Annotated in this window: 14 protein-coding genes; 13 read left to right on the plus strand and 1 reads right to left on the minus strand. The window is 54.6% G+C overall.

The genetic code is table 11. The annotated features are described in order from the left end of the window. Nucleotides 1-55: 55 nt before the first annotated feature. From HDF08_RS16955 to HDF08_RS16980, 6 genes are all read left to right on the plus strand, one after another. Nucleotides 56-349: a hypothetical protein gene (locus HDF08_RS16955; RefSeq protein WP_179639759.1), complete on the plus strand. Its 294-nt coding sequence runs from the start codon at nucleotides 56-58 to the stop codon at nucleotides 347-349. Then, nucleotides 346-1,404 carry a hypothetical protein gene (locus HDF08_RS16960; protein WP_179639760.1) on the plus strand — a complete coding sequence of 353 codons (1,059 nt, stop codon included), beginning with the start codon at nucleotides 346-348 and terminating at the stop codon, nucleotides 1,402-1,404. The genes HDF08_RS16955 and HDF08_RS16960 overlap by 4 nt, the downstream gene beginning before the upstream one ends. 2 nt (nucleotides 1,405-1,406) lie before the next feature. Further along, complete coding sequence (locus HDF08_RS16965) at nucleotides 1,407-2,450, plus strand: hypothetical protein (RefSeq protein WP_179639761.1); 1,044 nt, start codon at nucleotides 1,407-1,409, stop codon at nucleotides 2,448-2,450. A gap of 298 nt (nucleotides 2,451-2,748) precedes the next feature. After that, on the plus strand, nucleotides 2,749-3,057 hold the full coding sequence (locus tag HDF08_RS16970; RefSeq protein ID WP_179639762.1) for a hypothetical protein: 309 nt from the start codon (nucleotides 2,749-2,751) through the stop codon (nucleotides 3,055-3,057). Between the two features lie 17 nt (nucleotides 3,058-3,074). Then, nucleotides 3,075-5,111 (plus strand): type IV secretory system conjugative DNA transfer family protein, encoded by a 2,037-nt coding sequence (locus HDF08_RS16975; RefSeq protein ID WP_179639763.1) that lies wholly within the window; start codon nucleotides 3,075-3,077, stop codon nucleotides 5,109-5,111. A 157-nt stretch (nucleotides 5,112-5,268) separates the two neighbouring features. Further along, a complete protein-coding gene (locus HDF08_RS16980; RefSeq protein WP_179639764.1) occupies nucleotides 5,269-6,171 on the plus strand; it encodes a TadA family conjugal transfer-associated ATPase in 903 nt (300 codons plus the stop codon). A gap of 84 nt (nucleotides 6,172-6,255) precedes the next feature. On the opposite strand, the gene HDF08_RS16985 is transcribed toward HDF08_RS16980, so the two are convergent. Continuing rightward, a complete protein-coding gene (locus tag HDF08_RS16985) occupies nucleotides 6,256-7,182 on the minus strand; it encodes a LysR family transcriptional regulator (RefSeq protein ID WP_179639765.1) in 927 nt (308 codons plus the stop codon). Nucleotides 7,183-8,540: 1,358 nt separating this feature from the next. On the opposite strand from HDF08_RS16985, the gene HDF08_RS16990 reads away from it, so the two are divergent. The 7 genes from HDF08_RS16990 to HDF08_RS17020 all read left to right on the plus strand — a co-directional run bounded on the left by HDF08_RS16990 (nucleotide 8,541) and on the right by HDF08_RS17020 (nucleotide 16,842). Continuing rightward, complete coding sequence (locus HDF08_RS16990; RefSeq protein ID WP_179639766.1) at nucleotides 8,541-9,854, plus strand: hypothetical protein; 1,314 nt, start codon at nucleotides 8,541-8,543, stop codon at nucleotides 9,852-9,854. 868 nt (nucleotides 9,855-10,722) lie between these two features. After that, nucleotides 10,723-10,992, plus strand: a complete 270-nt coding sequence (locus HDF08_RS16995) for a PqqD family protein (protein WP_179639767.1) — start codon at nucleotides 10,723-10,725, stop codon at nucleotides 10,990-10,992. Then, complete coding sequence (locus tag HDF08_RS17000) at nucleotides 10,993-12,363, plus strand: phosphotransferase (RefSeq protein WP_179639768.1); 1,371 nt, start codon at nucleotides 10,993-10,995, stop codon at nucleotides 12,361-12,363. Further along, nucleotides 12,354-14,384, plus strand: a complete 2,031-nt coding sequence (locus HDF08_RS17005) for a prolyl oligopeptidase family serine peptidase (protein WP_179639769.1) — start codon at nucleotides 12,354-12,356, stop codon at nucleotides 14,382-14,384. The genes HDF08_RS17000 and HDF08_RS17005 overlap by 10 nt, the downstream gene beginning before the upstream one ends. Beyond that, entirely contained in the window at nucleotides 14,365-14,742 is a 378-nt protein-coding gene (locus HDF08_RS17010) for a lasso peptide biosynthesis B2 protein (RefSeq protein WP_179639770.1), read from the plus strand. The genes HDF08_RS17005 and HDF08_RS17010 overlap by 20 nt, the downstream gene beginning before the upstream one ends. Nucleotides 14,743-14,755: 13 nt before the next feature. Then, on the plus strand, nucleotides 14,756-16,600 hold the full coding sequence (locus tag HDF08_RS17015; RefSeq protein ID WP_179639771.1) for an asparagine synthase-related protein: 1,845 nt from the start codon (nucleotides 14,756-14,758) through the stop codon (nucleotides 16,598-16,600). 92 nt (nucleotides 16,601-16,692) lie between these two features. Continuing rightward, nucleotides 16,693-16,842 (plus strand): hypothetical protein, encoded by a 150-nt coding sequence (locus HDF08_RS17020; RefSeq protein ID WP_179639772.1) that lies wholly within the window; start codon nucleotides 16,693-16,695, stop codon nucleotides 16,840-16,842. The last annotated feature ends 69 nt before the right edge of the window (nucleotides 16,843-16,911 follow it).

The raw sequence follows: 16,911 nt of genomic DNA on the forward strand, positions 1-16,911 counted from the left end.
AACTGTCCGAAGAGATTCTCTCTCGCTTCGGTGGTGCAGAGGAGGAACAGTAACTATGTCCAACGAAGACCAATATATGGAGCGCACGCCCGATCTTGTCGCCAGTATCCGTGCAATGCGCGAGTTTGCCGACAAGCAAATGAACCGTTTCACGCACGTGGACGACTACGACGTCCGTCGTGTCGTAGGCCAACTTCCTAAGGCTCCACCGGTTTCTAACGAAACCATCTTGCCTTCTCCCCCAGCCAACCGCCAGAAGAAGTCGTCCGCGAAGCCTGCGAATACCCAGACCGCGATTGACTTCGCGCCCGCTCCCGCAGGGCGCGGCGATGACGGGGAGGCCGCATGAGAATCGACATCCCCCAGGAACCGCCGCGTCGTCGCGATGGCGACGAACGCGTTGCCCCACAGCCCGGCGAATGGTCCGTCTCCCGCAAGGTCCCTAACAACCCGATTCGCCATCGCCTAAAGTCTCTGGAGGTGAAGGATGAGGACTCTCGCCGCACCTGTCCTCGGGAGAAACGCCCGCGTGACAAGGGTGCGCGAGATGTTCCGCGTGACCGTCGCCGTCCCGAGCCATCCGCCGATCCTCGGCGTCCGTCTCGGACAGCGAGTAACATCGTCGGACTTGAATTGCGCCCAGAAGAGAAACAACTCCTGAGCGAAGCTGGGCGCTTTCGCGTCGTCCGCGTCGCGGACCTCCGCGAGACGCTTTACAACGGAAAATCACGTCCTCTTGAGAATGACCTTCGGTATCTCCGAGACAAAGGTCTCGTCGAAACCTCTCAGGTCAATCTGCGTCGCGACGGAAGGCGGCGCACGATTGAGCGCGTCGAGGTTGCCACCTTGACCCAGGACGGTCGCCGCTTGCTTCTCAAGCAGGGCGACCTGCCGAAAGACCAGAGGCTCTATGCAGGACTAGTAAAGCCGCGCGAGGTGGAGCACGACTCCCAAATCTACCGCGCTTATCGGAAAGAGGTACAGAAGATCACGGAGAAGGGTGGCTCGAATCTTCGAGTGAAACTCGATTTCGAGATCAAGTCGCAGGTACAGAAGGCGATCCACGCCGAACGCAAAGCCGATCCCAAACGCGACATGGCCGAGATCAAGCACGAGGTCGCCGAACGCCTGGAGTTGCCGTTCGTCGATGGAAAAATCCAGATCCCTGACGCTCGAATCGAATATGACCTTCCCCGCGATATGGAGCAGACCGTAGATGCGGACGACCGATCACGCACCGGCCACGAGGACATCGAAGTCCTAACCGCCGCCTACCATGCCGGCCATCTCCGATCCAAAGGCCACGCTGGCTTCCGGAACTATGCCTCTGCCGCAGACCGAGCCACCATCATCTCCAAGATCGAAGACGAACACTATCCCCTGGGAGACATTCTGGAGCTATGACCATGGACTACGATCCGATCTCATCACTCGAAGCCATCGGCTACCTGGAAAGGGAGGCTTCATTTCTGTATCTGGTTGCCGTTCACTCCGGCTACTTCCTGCGCCGTCAGTACAACCGCTTCGCTTGTCGCGACGGCGGTACTGCGCTTGATCGGATGCTCCGCAAAGCGGATCGACATAACCATATTCAGGTCATCGAATGCGGTCGGGGCTGGCACATTTACCACCTGAAATCGAAGACTCTTTACGCCGCCATCGAACGGCCACACTCCCAGAATCGCCGCATTAAGGGCGACGCTCACATCAAATCGCGCCTCATGGTGCTGGACTTCGTCCTCGCACACCTAAGCGCGAACATGCTCGTTGAAGAAGTCAACAAAGTTGACTTCTTCACTACGCAGTGTGGTGTCCGGTCGGAACTGCTGCCTCGCAGTCACGCCGGACGCCTGATGTATTTCTCGGATGGGTTCCCCATCCTCGTCTCGAACGCTGGCATTCCACGCTTCGCCTTCTTCGACGAGGGACAGGCGACAACAGCTCGCTTCGAGCGCTACCTCAAACAGTACCAACCACTGTTTGGGGCGCTCGGCGAGTTCGAGTTGGTTTACGTCACCGCCACCAGCAGTAACTCCGCCAGAGCCAAAACCACCTTCAACCGCTTTCTGCCCGCAGACCGCCTGCGCGGAGTCACTGCCGTGACACCGCTCGGCGTCGATCACTTCCTCGAATATCTCGCCGTCCGTCAGCAGTCCGAGATGGGTGGCCGCGGCGTTCTGTCGAGCGATCTGAAAACTCTGCGGGAGGGCGGATTACTCTACACCTCGCTGGAGCACCAGGCTCTCTACTCGGCGTGGAAGGCGGGGAGCACCACAGTGGAGAAGGTCCGCCAACGGTTTCTCCAGACTTCCATGCGTGTGACCTTCTCCACTGTGGTCCTCCCCTCTCGCTACCCATTAGATCCGACGCAGCCCGAGTCTTTCTCTGTCGAGGATGACGATACCCATCACCATATCCACCACGATACCCCCTTGTTGGAGGATAAGTGACTTATATACAGAGATTTGCGCTAGTGGATGGGGTCAGGGAGGGGTGTATGCAGGGGGTGGGAGCGACCCCAGTGCGCCGCACTTCCGCGTCGGCTTCGCCGCGCTGGTCGCTCCCACCCCCGACCTGCCGTTGACCCAATCAGATACCACGTCAGGTCCAGAGTTGGTACCTCGTCCAGTCCGAAGCCTGTACCTGACTTGGCTGAGGTGAGTACCTGGCTCTGGCTAGAGGAGGTACCGGATTAGTCCGGTACAAGTTCAAGACGAGGCCGTATCCCGGCCACGGAGGAAACTGCAAATGAGTAGATTCAAGATCGAGCATGGTGCCAGTAAGGTTCGGCTCGTGCTCCTGAAGACCAATATCGAGGACAGCATCTCAAACGACATCGACCTGATGTGTCAGTGGTCGGATAACGAACGCAAGTACATCATCAACGAGCTTCTGCGTTTCGCTCTGACACAGGAGGAGGACTTCCTCAAGTACAAAGTCAGCCAGTCCTCACGTCCTCCCAGCGAGCAAAGAATTCAGGCGACGCCGATCAAAGGCACAACTGAACCGGTTCGCAAAATCGATTCCACTCCAAACAGCAGCACGCCCCACGCTTAAGAGGAGACGTGATCCGTATGCGTCTAAGCGCAACTTTTCAACAGATCGTCCGTCCCCTGGTCGAGTACCGCATCCTGCTGTCGCTTGGACTCAGCGCAGCCTGCGGCATCGTCCTTAATAGCCTTTACCCGATCAATCAGGTGAACCCTTTACTGCGGTTGATCTCACTCGAACGGTCATCAATCTATCTCGATCTGGTATGGAGCTATAACCTGTTCCTCTACAGCACACCGTTCCTAGTGTTCTCCATGATGTTCTCTCTGATCTATGTCCATATATATAGAAAAGAGCTGGAGCACGCTGCCGGATCGCTGCCGCCATTCGTCGATCCACGCATCAGGCAGGAGCTATCGCTGGTACTTGGCGAGGTACATCGTCAGCTCGTTCCGCGACCCAGTCCGACCCCGCGATGGCTCTCCATCCCGGAACGGGGTCTCTATACCGGCATCGCCTCCTTCGGTTCCATCGGCTCTGGCAAAACCCTCGGCCTGATCCTGCCGGCGATGCGCCAGTTATTCGCATACCGTGCCGATGATCCGGAAAGAAAGCTCTCGGGCATCGTCCTTGAGGTCAAAGGGGACCTATGCCGCCAACTCCAACGCATCCTTATGTGGTGCGGGCGAGAGACCGACTATGACGAAATTTCCCTCGATGGCGATCTGCGCTATAACCCGCTAAATAATACTCTCGACGCCTACGCGCAGGCATTCAACATCGCCTCCATCATTACTTCGATATGGGGCAAGGGTAAGGAGCCCTTCTGGCAGCAGTCTTATACAGACCTTGTCCGGTACGTGATCCTGCTCCACCGCATCCGCGACGGATACCTGACGATGGTCGATATCTTCCGCACCGTCATCAGCGCCGGACGACTCGAAGAACTCATGATCGAAGTTGGAACGCGCTTTAGCACAACCAGCTATATCGGTATCGATACGGAAGCATACCTGGAGCATGAGGGTCTGTTGTCCCCGGTGGGATTCGAGTGGCGCGAAGACGAGGAACTTTACCTCGTAGCCTGGACCGAGGCTTTGGAACAGTTGCTGATCCAACACACGTCAGCAGAATTTGCTGTTTACACTCGAAGGCCATACCAAGCTGAACAGCGAGACCACTTCGAGAGCGTCCAGTATTGGTACTGGGAACACTGGAAGTTCTTTCGCTCCGAGGTCAAGACTTCGATCGTGCAGGGTATTGTCGTCTTTCTGTCTCTCTTTGAGACCGACGCCAAGGTCCGTCGGGTCTTCTGTCCGCCCAAAGAGCTGTACGAAGGCAAACCCTGTTCCTCCGACCTCAAAGGGCGGGTACTTCCACCGTTCGACGAACTGATCGAATCCGGCAGAATCGTCGGCCTGAACTTCCCGGTGGCTCTCAACCCCGCGCTCGCCAAGACCATCGGCACCTTCATGAAGATCGACTACCAGCGTGCCGTTCAGCTACGCATCCCGATTATGGATGCTCACCCCGAACGGCACTTCCGTCCAACGGTATTCATTTGCGACGAGTACCAGAACTTCGCTACAGTCGGTGGTGACAATCCGACTGGCGATGAGCGCTTCTACTCGATGTCTCGGCAACCGAAGTGCATTCCCATTGTCGCAACCCAGAGCGTCTCAAGCCTCAAAGAGGCTCTTCCCAACGAAGGAGTCATGACCCTGCTACAGGCTCTCCGTACCAAGGTCTTTCTGACAACGACAGACCCAGAGACGGCACGATACGCGTCTGAGTTGTGCGGCAAAGCAGACCGTACCCGCATCAGCTATACCGTCTCAGAATCCAACACCAATGCAAACGTTGGACTTTTGAGTGGCCGCACCTCGTCCAGTAAAGGTTCTGTCTCTGCCTCGAAGCAGTACCAGAAACATAAGGAACCACTCTTTGAAGAGAAGGTCTTCTTCGACCTGAAGAATGCACAGTCCGTAGTCGTTGCGTTCGACGGCATCAGCCCTCTGCCGCCCACGTATTGCTATCTCAAGCCTGATTTCCTGCCCAGCAATATGAGTTGGTTTGAGCAGCAGCAGATCGGCTTCGATCCAGACAAGATTTCTACATGAAGGCGGTGGAAATGACGGGCAGTGGAAAGCACAGAAACGATGCTGCCGTTTCCCCCTTCCCACCGACCTTGGAAATCGCTTTGCGATTCCCACATTACCACCACCACGACCACGACATTTTTGATCGCGGACATTCAACCGGTAAGAGGAATAAACGATGAGCTTCGAAGTTATTATTCCGTTTCTCAAGCCCATCGAACATCTTCTGTCCAACAAAGCAGTTTCCGAGATCATGGTGAATCCCGATGGTTCTGTGTGGATGGAGGAGAAGGGCAACATCGAACTGTTGTCAGAGATCAGATTTGATGAGGGAGCGTTGTTGACGAGCCTCGAAGTGATCGCCAACCGCTTCGGCAAAAAGCTCGACGCAGACAGCCCAATTCTCAACCTGCGCCTGCCCGATGGCAGCCGTATGGCGGCGCTCATCCCGCCTGTGGTCAATCCGCTGCCCATGATGACCATTCGCAAGTTTACCTCGCGCGACTTCACGGTAGAAGATTTGATTGAGCGCAGAATGCTCAATGTCGAGCAGGCGCAACAGCTCACGGATGCGATTCGCCGTGGAGACAATCTCCTGATCTCTGGTGGAACCGGCGCGGGAAAAACGACTTTGATAAACGTCATAGCCGGCTTTATCCCCGATAGCGACCGAATCTTCATCATTGAAGACGTTGCCGAACTCTACATACGGAAGCGGCATGTCATATCCGCTGAGGCCCAACTCGATACTCACAAGAGCCAGATCGGATTCAGCGATTTGCTAAAAGCGGCACTCCGCCACAGACCGGACAGAATTATAGTAGGGGAGATTCGTGGACCGGAGGCGCGTGTCTTTCTGGACGCCCTCAACACCGGCCATCGCGGATCGCTCTCGACGATCCACGCCAACAACGCCGGAGACGCTCTGCGGCGTCTCGCACAGCTTGCCATGCGTGGCTCGAACGGCGTTCCTTTGCATGAAGTCGCCGAGGAGTGCAGGCGATCCATCAACCTGGTCGCGCATGTGGCGAATGATGGCGGCTGGCGGCACGTTACAGAGATTCGCACATCGAGGGAATGATCCAAGTGGATGTATGCATAAACCCTCAGAAGTCAGGTGGTCGGGAGCGATCCATACTTCGACCGCAGGATACCTATCTGACCCTCAATTGATTTCAATCCTGAGAGCCAAGAGTTGAGAGAGAAATCCATCTGCGATCTCTTTGAGTTTGCCGTACCGTTGATCGCGCCTCATGAAGAGCGCGATCTCAATTCCGAGATAGCGATCAGCAAGCGGCTTGAAAACAATTCCGGAATAGGAGATATGGGCCACAGAAGAACGGGGCAGCAAGGCGATACCAAAGCCATGAACAGTGAACTCAAGAGCGTGCGTCGTACTTTTGACCTCTTTGAATACCGGTCGTACAGACAGGCTGGCCATATATCTCATTACCCGTCCATAGAACCGTGGCTGCAACGATCGTGGCATCCAGAAGATCATTTCGCGGTCCAGGTCATGTGCGGTCACCGCTACCTTCTGAGCCAACCGGTGGTTCCTTGGCAGGCAGACCGAGAATCCCTCCTGTCCGACGCGCTGTACCCACAGATCGCGGTCAACGATGGGGCCAACTCCCAAGGCGACGTGTAGACGGCCCTGAAGAACTCGCTCCACCAACTCTAGAGTATTCGCTGTCTCAAGGACGATTCCGGAAGGTTCATCGCCGGGAGGATGAGACGCCGGGCTCAGCCTGTTCAAAAGCGGTAGGAACGCATTGTGAGTGTAGGGAGAATACCCGATGCGATAGGGGCCGGTCTCAATCTGAGCCTGAAATCGGGCGAGATCCCAAGCACGTTCCGCATGGCTGATCGAGAGAGATGCCTCCTGAACGAAGAGCCTTCCTGCAGCGGTAAGATCCACCTTGCGCGTCGATCTGTCGAACAGCTTGACGCCGATGCTTTGCTCCAGCAACGTGACTCTTCTGGTGAGTGATGGCGGAGTAATTCCCAGCTTCTTCGAGGCCCGGACGAAATTGCCCTCCTGAGCGATGACGACAATCATGATGGTGACTTCCAATGGATTCTTGCTCTGCATGGAGACCTGCCTTCAAAGTAGAGGTTATGATGCGTGGGAAATGCCTTTCTGCGTCAGCGATTCTGGAATAAAACGAAATGGAGGGGCTAGATATTGCGCAGCTCTGTTCCTACACTTGCGCCGATTAGACCTTCTTCCGTGGGATGGCACAGTAATCCCCATCGTTGGAGAAAACTACACAAATTGGAGTCATTTTTGTGCAGAGCTCGGAACCTGCGAAACAGGCTCATATCCGCCTAGCAGGACACACCCAAATGCGACCGGGCAAGGGTAGTCAACGCAATCCTGGTTTCGGCAGGTCGGATACGACTCTTCTTCATTTTGTGGACGAGTCGGACTAAAACGCACCACTGCAGCCACCGCACATGGAGGATCAACTTCGACCGTGAGGTTTGCGGTTCCTCTGCAGCGACTCCGAACCCCTGTTTCTTCAGGATCGTAGGCAAATAATTGAAATGGCACAACTCGGCCCAATCGTACATAGCTCCCTACTCAGCGAAAGAAAGAGCAATCAGTGTGACATTGGAGCCGGACTGGCTCCGTGCCGCAAGCTTGGCAGTGAGATGGTGGACATGCAACAGAAATTATGCGATTGGCCAAATTTACTCTCTCAATGAAACTGGAGAGCCCGACTTGAAATGTGTCGGAGGCTGAGAGAGTAATGCTAGACGAGCAGAGCTACGGCGGATCAAAGTGACAGTCACGAACGGCTGGATGATTGTCCAGGCGTCGAAGGGGAGTGCGGTAAGGTCTGTAGACGGACTGGCCAAGCGCGCGAAGGAAATGCCCCTAAGAGCTGACTCGCGGAGGCTTTGAAGGTCCTCATCCTAACCAAAATATGCTAAGAACTGAAGCTCACTGCGAAACATCTCTAAAACCGCTAATCGGACGGATTCTCGCGTTTGGCGACGAAGCCGAATATTTCCTGTTGCGTTACCTTATGTCGAGGCACAAAATTGCTCATATCGTCGGCTCGCGCCATATAGGCAATAGGCAAACTTTGAAGTAAATATTCTTTACATGGATTCTGTACGATCCTGCTGCTAAGGGCTCTCCTGTTCATTTCGTCATTCCGACTCCCGTGCTGAGCTTCTTTGAGGAGGCTGCTCATTGTGTATAGTTTTGTCCCACGCGAGCAAATCGCCGACACACTCATCCATCTCCGCGGGCTGTTTCGTAACGTTCCACCCGTCGACGAAAAGGAATATCGGGCGCAAGAGAGAAGAGAGCTTTTGACAAAGAACCTGCTTTCGAATCTCCGCCGCACCAAGGATCATCCCACTCTTCACGCCGTTCTTGAGGTTGCGAATGCCTTCTCGCTGACTCTTGATGGTGCGCACCGACTCTTCGGATACGAGTTGGAGAGAATCAGAGAGTATGACCTCAGATTAAACGCCGGACGCACTCACATCATTGAAACTTACCCATTCGAGCGCGATCTTCCGGTTGACCTGCCCTCACAGTTGGGCGTTGATGAGATCTTTACCAGGAATGCCACCCTACATGAACTTGTCCCGGAGTGGCAAGGCAACGTTCCTATCCATGCCTTGGAGAATGCCGATTGGCGTCAGCCACGCGCATTCTATGTGCACGTCGGAACAGAAGACAGCCTGGGCTCCAGCCTGCCGCCCGGTGCAATTGCTCTTGTAGTGCCGATAGACGAAGCAGAACAATCGCGTCCAAACCCAAGAGCAATCTATCTGCTTCAGTTCGGTAACGGATACCGTTGCAGTCGCTGTGTCGTCAGCCGAGGAAAGCTCATATTGCTAGTCTCCGGTCGAAGACATAACGGCCCTCATGAGTTCGCTTTTCCGAAAGACGTGAGGATTGCAGGAAGAATACGCATGTTCGCGTTGAGCCTTCCGCTGCCCGACTATTCGTTACTCCACTCTCTTCCAATGTCTGAGCACAACGCTCCGCTGGTCCTTCCCTGGGAGCATTCCTCAATGGATCGGCTGTTCGGGACGAAACATCGCCGGTTTCGGAGATCGCGTCAGGATCTTCCGCGCATTCAAGAGACGATGGAGTCAATCTTCCATACGAAACTCAGCGGCAGGACGGAACGGCGCTATCGGCGCCATACGTCATCTATGCCCCATGTCGATGCACTGATCCGACTCTCCGTGATGCATCTGACGCGTTACACCGATGCCCTCAGGGTGCAGCAGCCTATGCCCTCTGATCTAGGGAGGTATTCTCTCGATACTCTTCTCAATACAAGACACTTTGCGGATCTATCGGGAAAGTTTCGCCGACCTCATATGCCCGTTCCGAGGGATCGGTGGATGGAACTCCGCAAGAAATTTGCTGAATGGCCCATGCTGCTGTCGCTACGATTTCCGCAACTTCGCGCTTTGGACGATCGAGTGGTTCTACTTCCGCAGGGCAGCGCACTTCAGGGTGTCGATCCACCCATCTCTCCAGGCTCTCTCATTCTTTTGGAAGAAATACCCGGTATCTCTGAGATTCAGAGCGACACAACAAAGGCCGGCTGGGGCCGCCGGCTCTATGCGTTTCGTAGAGGCGCGGATCTACGATGCGGCTACTTGGATAGAAATGAGGATCGTTACACTCTTCTTGTCGGCTCTGACGGTGCCGGCGAAGCGATTTCGATTCGTCAAGACGAAATTCACCAGCTTAAGCGCATCTCCGGCGTTGCTGTGCCGCTATAACGATCTGCGTGCGGGTTTCGCTTCAGACTTTTCCTTGGGGGATCGTGGTTTCAACATAATTTGGGGTTCTTGACATGTAAGCCGGGCTAGACGTCTTGGTTAGGACTGCTTCAGATCATCCGAAGCCTTCATGATCTGCCGACCAGATGAATATTCTGTGATTCGGTTAGAGGTTGTTTGGCTGATCGTGCCTTAGGCGTAGCCATTGCACGTGCAGACTTACCGCAAGGATGATTATCCATACTTTTAGTGGGGGCGTAGACGCGAATTGCACGTAGATAGAACCAACTCAGACAGTTGTTGCATCTCAGGATGAGACCTTTCCATCAGGCAACGCATCCTTTGCGATGCTTCGCAAAAGCTTGCGAGTGCCGGTTTTCTTCAGTTCCTACTCTGCTCGCCGTCCTTCCCCAATTCCCTTCCCACCAGCGCCAAGGTACAGTTCTACTCGACGTTCTCCACCGACAAAGTTCCCGCTTCTGAGTGCACACTCAAGCCGCTGACGTCGTTCTTTTGTTAGTGAACAAGTTCCACGCACTGGCTGACTGGACCTGGATCATCGCCTGTGATGACAGTTGCACTGGGATTATCGGACTTTAATTTACATTTCGGCCAATTAGCCCTCAGGGAAAGTAAGTGACTTCCTCCGGGCCCTATCGACGAGAAGTTTATACTTCGAGCTTCGACCGTTATTGCGTGTGAACCTACAGAATCTTGACAGAGCAGCGACCCAGCTATCCGATATGGGCCTGAGTTTTCGATTAAGTTTGGCCATGCGTCGGATTTTTCAGGGTCAGTACTTGGTTTGAGGTTAAGCTCTTCTCCATTGTCCGCATCCTTGCGGGGTATTAAGCAGCTGGAGGAGCCAATGAGCATCGGCAGCAATCATATTCATACGGTCACCGATCAGGATGGCGCCGCCATCCTCGATATCGAACACGGCACGGTCACTACGCTCAATTCCACTGGGGCCTTTGTTTGGCAACGACTTGAGCGAGGCGAAGGTCTGCAGATCATTGCCGCGAGTCTTTCGCGTGATACCGGCGAAGATGTTTTAACCGTCGAGCGTGACGTGCGCGAGTTTGTCGAATCACTCAAGCAAAACAACCTCTTGTCTCGGCCTATGCGGAGGGCCTAAATGTCAATCGCCGAAGCTACTATCGAGATGATCGAGTATCGGGTCATCCTTGTGCGTTCTGACTCCCGCCAGCTGCTGGCGTTCGATGCAGTTGGAGGCTACTGTCTGCCGCGTGTTCGGATTCCGCTGTTTACCCGTCCAGCGGAGCAATTGCAGAAGGCTATCAAAGCCATAGTGGGACTGCCCGTTATCATTCTCGAGTTTCTCGCCGTGGAGAACGGTTGCTGCCGCTGCGCGGTTGCTGAGGTCCTTGCTCCCGATGCAAGCTCCGAACTCAGGCCGGTGACGCTCGAGAAGATTGCGGGTGCCGAGTTATCCGAACAGGAGCGTGCCCAACTTGATTCCCTGCTTTCCGGCACCAGCCATTCCGCAGTATCCCAGATCGGCTGGATCGATCAGGCGATTGGATGGCTTGAGTGGGAAACTGCGGCGAAGCTCTCGTCCAAGAGCCAAATCGAACAGTACAACGCGGGTGGGGCTTTCTCCCTTATCCGTTTTCCTATGGACGATGCAACGAATTATTGGCTGAAGGCGACGGGCGAGCCAAACATACACGAACTCCCGATTACGAAGCATTTGTCCGAGCTGAGCGGTGATTGTCTCCCACACTTCGTCTCAGTACGGCCAGAATGGAACGCCTGGTTGATGTCAGGTGGGCCCCAGGTCGAGGAGGTGACCACCGAGCCTTACAAGCTCTTCTGCTTTTTGGAAGGCGCTGCTGGATCCATAGCTGAACTTCAAATGAGAACTCAAGGACACAGCCAGACTCTGATGGACTCCGGCGTCTTCGATCAAGGCTTCGATGTCTTTCAAATGCATTCCGAAGCATTATTCGACTCTCTTGAAGAGGCCATGAGCCTGCAAACCTCATCCAGGGTTCCTCGTCTTGAACGATCACGTCTGCAGGAGATTCGCAAAATATTCGACGATGTATGCAGTCGCATGGAGCGTCTCGATCTACCCAAGACGATCGTGCATGGAGACATCAATTACGGCAATATCTTGTTCCGTTGCGGACGTTGTCAGTTCATTGACTGGTGCGAGGCATATATCGCTAATCCACTCATTTCCCTACAGCACCTGTTGCTTCTCAACAAGACGAAGGATCCGGAGCTGAGGGGCTTCATGAGCCGGGGGATCACGGACAGGTATCGAACGATCTGGTTGCGATCCTGCAATGCCGGCTCATTCGATAAGGGATTGATTTATATGCCGCTCCTTGCGGTTGCCTCGACCTTGTATGGAAGAGGCGATTGGCTGACTTCGCCCCAACGAATTGATCCCCGACGGCAGTCGTATGCACGTAGTCTTGCGCGGCACATGGACAACGCAGCGCGCGAGCCGAAGCTGCTGGAGGCGCTATGCCACTAACCAACTCAATTCATACTCCGGTCGAAGAACTCATCCACGGCGTTGTGGTACGTGACCCTTATCGCTGGCTTGAAGATCGGAATCTTCCCGAAACGGAAGAATGGCTCCGCGATCAGCACTTGAGGTGCGAAGAATATTTCGCAGACTGCATCGATCTCGACGGGCTTCGAAAGCGTGCACGTGAGTATCTGGATATCGAAGTCGTCGATCAGCCCGCAAGAGTGGCAGGCCGATACTTTTACCGTCGGCGCGATAGAGGGCAGGAACAGGCAAGCATCTACATTCGAGACATGACATCGGGACTCGAGCGGCTACTCGTCGACCCTGCGGCGGTGGGACCCTTCACAAGCGTCGGCATCCATCACGTCTCCGACGACGGATCGATGCTCGCTTATGAGCTCAAACGGGATGGCGGAGATCGGAAAGCCATCTACATTGTAGATGTTGTGAGTGGTTACATCTTGCCTGACAGCATCGAGACCGGCTATGCGAGAGGCTTCTGCTTCACTTCGGATCTTCGAGGGTTTTATTATTGCCACGAAGTGCTGGAATCACCGGAAGAGCATTTGATCTGCGTCCACCTGTTTGGAGAGCCGGCCGAGGATCAGGTATGTTTTCGCGCTCCACGCACGCGTGGAAGCCGCTTGCTCCTAAGAGCCGATGGGATCCATTTGGGTGCGTTGTACGTACACGAGCTCGATGGGGAGTTCGTTGTCGATTTCTGGGTCGCCCGGCGCGATGAGACGAAGATCTGGAATTGTGTGCTCGCAAATCGCACGCTCCCATTTGGCCCCATTTTGAAACAAGGTCGTCTCTTCGCTCTCAGCTACGAACATGCCTCCCGGGGGAAGCTCGTGGAGCTCGATCTCGCGGGAACTGAGATCCGGACGGTCATTGCGGAGCAGGCAGGCACAGTCCGTGAGCTCATCATGCTCGGCGACAGAATCTTTATCAACTATCTGGATCAACTGGAACATTCGGTGCGTTGCTGGAATCTCGCTGGGGAAGATATGGGCCGTATACCCATTCCCCTGAATGGAACAGTTCAACTGCTGGCTCACCATGGCGACCATGGAAATAGTGTCTTCTACACATTCGAATCGTTCACGCAGCCGCTTGTCTTGTTTGAGTACGAGATTGACGCCGACGAGCCACACCTCTGGCACCGGAGATGCACACCAATAGCGCCTTTGTGCACTATTCGTGAGGCCAATTACCCCTCCGGAGACGAAAAGAGCATTCCGATAACGCTCGTGACTCCCAAAGGAGTTGGTTTGAGCGGTGGATTGCCAGTGTTGATGACAAGCTATGGAGGCTTCGGTGTGTCGATGACGCCACAGTTCTCCGTTCTCGTGTCCATCATGATGGAGCTGGGCTGTACCTTCGTGCTGCCCCACATCCGCGGCGGCGGGGAGTTCGGAAAGGATTGGCACGAAGCTGGCCGAGGAAGAAATCGCCAGGTAGCTTTCAGCGATTTCATAGCCGCCGCGGAGTGGCTGAACAGGGAAAGTTTGACTTCGCCTCGGCTTGCCATCTTTGGCGGATCGAACTCGGGGCTATTGGTCTGCGCAGCGATGACGCAGCGGCCAGATCTGTTCACCGCTGTACTCTGCATCGCTCCGCTTCTGGACATGGTGCGTTACGAATTTTTCAACCAAGCCGCGAAGTGGCGGAAGGAGTATGGGACTGTCAACGATCCGCAGGACTTCTCCGCTCTGTACGCATCTTCTCCGTACCACCATATTGGGGACCATATCGACTATCCGTCCTTATTGTTTGTAGCCGGAGACAGCGATGATCGCTGTAATCCCGCTCATGTCAGGAAGATGGCGGCTCGTCTGCAGAACCGCGCGGCCCAACGTTCTCCCATCATCGTGGACTACTGCGGAGAACGAGGACATTCCCCGGTTCTGCCTTTATCTGTTCGCATCGAGGCCTTAGCAAGGAGAATCGCTTTTCTGTGCAAGGAGCTCAACCTGCCTGTCGTCTTCGGAGACCGTCATGAAACGGCTTGTGCTTGAAAGCTGGTTATTGTTGCTCTATTTCGAATTCATCTTACGCGTCTGCGGCTTCAAACACCTTCATCGCACTGTCCGAGAGATGAAGGTACGACCCGTTGGCGAGCAGGATTGCCTGACAAGCACCGGCCTGTGTCATGCCGTCGATCTGGCCTGCGTCTTTTATTTCAAGCGAGTGATGTGCTTGCAACGTTCAGCCGCAACGACGCTTCTGTTGCGTCGTCATGGGTGGGCAGCAGAGATGGTCATCGGAGCCCAGATAATGCCGTTCCGCTCGCACGCTTGGGTGGAGATCAAGGGTGTTGTCGTGAATGACAAACCGTACATGCTGGATAAGTACCGGGTACTGGAGCGCTGCTGATCTGAGGTGGGTCATGAGTGTTATTTTCGGAATCAGAAAGACCGAAGGAGCGTTGGTCGAGGGGCGGCAACTACTCGACCTAGCTCACGCGACTAATCGCTATGCGCTGGATGGGACCTTTGTACGAGCCAAGGGAAGCGTCGGGATGGGCTTTCAGTCATACCGTACTCATCAGCGTGCTGATCTGGAATCCCAGCCATTCCTCGATGACTTCGGCAATATGGTCTCGTTGGATGGCCGCCTCGATAATCACAAAGAACTTCGTGAATTGCTGGACATTCCTGGGACGGATACGGCGGATTCGCTGATCATTCTAAGGGCTTTCCGTTGCTGGGGGGAGGAGTGCTTTGCCAGATTTGTGGGAGACTGGGCGCTCGCTCTTTGGATACAAGAGAACAGCTCGCTTTACCTCGCTAGAGATCATGCCGGTACGCGGACGCTATATTTTGAAGAAACAAACGGCCATCTTGTATGGTCGACCTTCTTGGAGACGTTCTTTGCCGATAGAAGGTCGAGGCCTCTGGATGAAGCTTATGCGGCACGCTACCTGTCGTGCCACCCAATCGGCGACCTGACACCCTTCGCCAATATTGCTGCGGTGACCCCCGCGCACTATTTCATCTTCTCTAAGGGAACCATTGTTCGCAGACCGCACTGGCAATGGATGGTCAAAGACCGGATCACCTACAACCAGGACAGTGAGTATGAGGAACATTTCCTGAAGCTCTTTGCACAGGCTGTCGATCGTCGCACCGGTCCCGGGGCCCCGATTCTCGCGCACCTCAGCGGTGGGATGGACTCCAGCGCAATTGTTTGCATGTCCGACACCCTCAGGCTGCATCAGGGGCGACAAATAGAGCAACTGCTCGATACGGTTTCGTTTTACGACGACTCCGAGCCAGCCTGGGATGAAAAACCTTATTTTACGGCTGTGGAGTCCCAGCGAGGCAAAGTGGGTTTACATGTCGACGTATCTTCAACACGCCCAACATTCACTCCGCTGTCTTGTCCTCCAGGGGGATATCCCCTACTGCCGGGGAACGATGGGGGCTCCTACGAACAAAGGGAGCACTTTGAAGAAATCTTGGCATCGCGGGGATATCGAGTCCTCTTGTCCGGAGTCGGAGGAGATGAGCTCTTGGGGGGCGTGCCGACGCCTCTGCCCGAGCTGTCCGATTATCTCTTGACCTGCAATTTCGCTGCTTTGTTTCAGAAGACGCTTCCTTGGTGCCTGAGTTTGCGCACCTCGCTCCTACATCTGCTTTGGGATACTGTTACGTTTTCACAGCGCGCCTATTGGAGCGGTTCATCCGGCAAGATACACCTGCCGCCATGGGCCCCCCACCGCTTGGAACCGAACGAGGCTGATGCCAAACAAGAAGGAGGTTTGCTCCTGCCAAGTAGGGTCATGAACGGAAGAACGTGGTGGTCGATACTGGAGACCCTTCCCAGCCCCCACCTTGCATCTTCGAGAAGAGAATACCGTTTTCCTTACCTTGACCGAGATCTGGTGGATTTCCTCCTTCGCATCCCCAATGATCAGCTCGTTCGCCCAGGCCGAAGACGCGCTCTCATGCGTAGAGCGCTCTCGGGCATTCTTCCCTCCGTTGTATTGGAGCGGCGCAGGAAGGCCTATATCGATCGAGGACCAGCTGTCACGCTTGCCCTCTCTATAGACACAATTCTGGACTCCGTGGCGAACTCACTCCTGGCCAGGCATCGATATATCGACATTCCTAAATTCGAAAGCTTCCTTCGTCAAGTGGGATCCCAAGATCAGAGCAGGTGGGGATTGTCTCTCATGAGGACATCCCTCTTTGAAATCTGGTTGAAGTCAGGATGGGCCACCATTCCTTAAACCTGAGAAAGACGCTAGACAGTTTGCCTTCTCTGGAAGGCTACAAGTTCCGGATGGATCACCCATACGGAAGTAACAAAAGGAGTAATTCTATGCGCTATACGAAACCAGTTGTTTTGTCCTACTCCATGGCTAGTTCTTCCGTCATGGGCTCTCCGAAGGCAACCAGAAACCCTGACAACATTGAAGGTGGCATGCCTGCTTTCCTCAGCTCCGTCGGAGCATATGAGGCGGACGAGTAACCTTCATGCTTTCCATACAGGAGTTGATTGCCGGAAATCTGGACACTCAACTCCTGTGTGATATGAAAA

Origin of the sequence: Tunturiibacter empetritectus, from assembly GCF_013410875.1 — a bacterium.
Taxonomy (GTDB): Bacteria; Acidobacteriota; Terriglobia; order Terriglobales; family Acidobacteriaceae; genus Edaphobacter; species Edaphobacter empetritectus.

Coding starts and splice junctions, on each gene's coding strand:
- HDF08_RS16955 (WP_179639759.1), top strand. CDS start 56: ATGTCCAACGAAGACCAATATATGGAGCGCACGCCCGATCTTGTCGCC.
- HDF08_RS16960 (WP_179639760.1), top strand. CDS start 346: ATGAGAATCGACATCCCCCAGGAACCGCCGCGTCGTCGCGATGGCGAC.
- HDF08_RS16965 (WP_179639761.1), top strand. CDS start 1,407: ATGGACTACGATCCGATCTCATCACTCGAAGCCATCGGCTACCTGGAA.
- HDF08_RS16970 (WP_179639762.1), top strand. CDS start 2,749: ATGAGTAGATTCAAGATCGAGCATGGTGCCAGTAAGGTTCGGCTCGTG.
- HDF08_RS16975 (WP_179639763.1), top strand. CDS start 3,075: ATGCGTCTAAGCGCAACTTTTCAACAGATCGTCCGTCCCCTGGTCGAG.
- HDF08_RS16980 (WP_179639764.1), top strand. CDS start 5,269: ATGAGCTTCGAAGTTATTATTCCGTTTCTCAAGCCCATCGAACATCTT.
- HDF08_RS16985 (WP_179639765.1), bottom strand. CDS start 7,182: ATGCAGAGCAAGAATCCATTGGAAGTCACCATCATGATTGTCGTCATC.
- HDF08_RS16995 (WP_179639767.1), top strand. CDS start 10,723: ATGAGCATCGGCAGCAATCATATTCATACGGTCACCGATCAGGATGGC.
- HDF08_RS17000 (WP_179639768.1), top strand. CDS start 10,993: ATGTCAATCGCCGAAGCTACTATCGAGATGATCGAGTATCGGGTCATC.
- HDF08_RS17005 (WP_179639769.1), top strand. CDS start 12,354: ATGCCACTAACCAACTCAATTCATACTCCGGTCGAAGAACTCATCCAC.
- HDF08_RS17010 (WP_179639770.1), top strand. CDS start 14,365: ATGAAACGGCTTGTGCTTGAAAGCTGGTTATTGTTGCTCTATTTCGAA.
- HDF08_RS17015 (WP_179639771.1), top strand. CDS start 14,756: ATGAGTGTTATTTTCGGAATCAGAAAGACCGAAGGAGCGTTGGTCGAG.
- HDF08_RS17020 (WP_179639772.1), top strand. CDS start 16,693: ATGCGCTATACGAAACCAGTTGTTTTGTCCTACTCCATGGCTAGTTCT.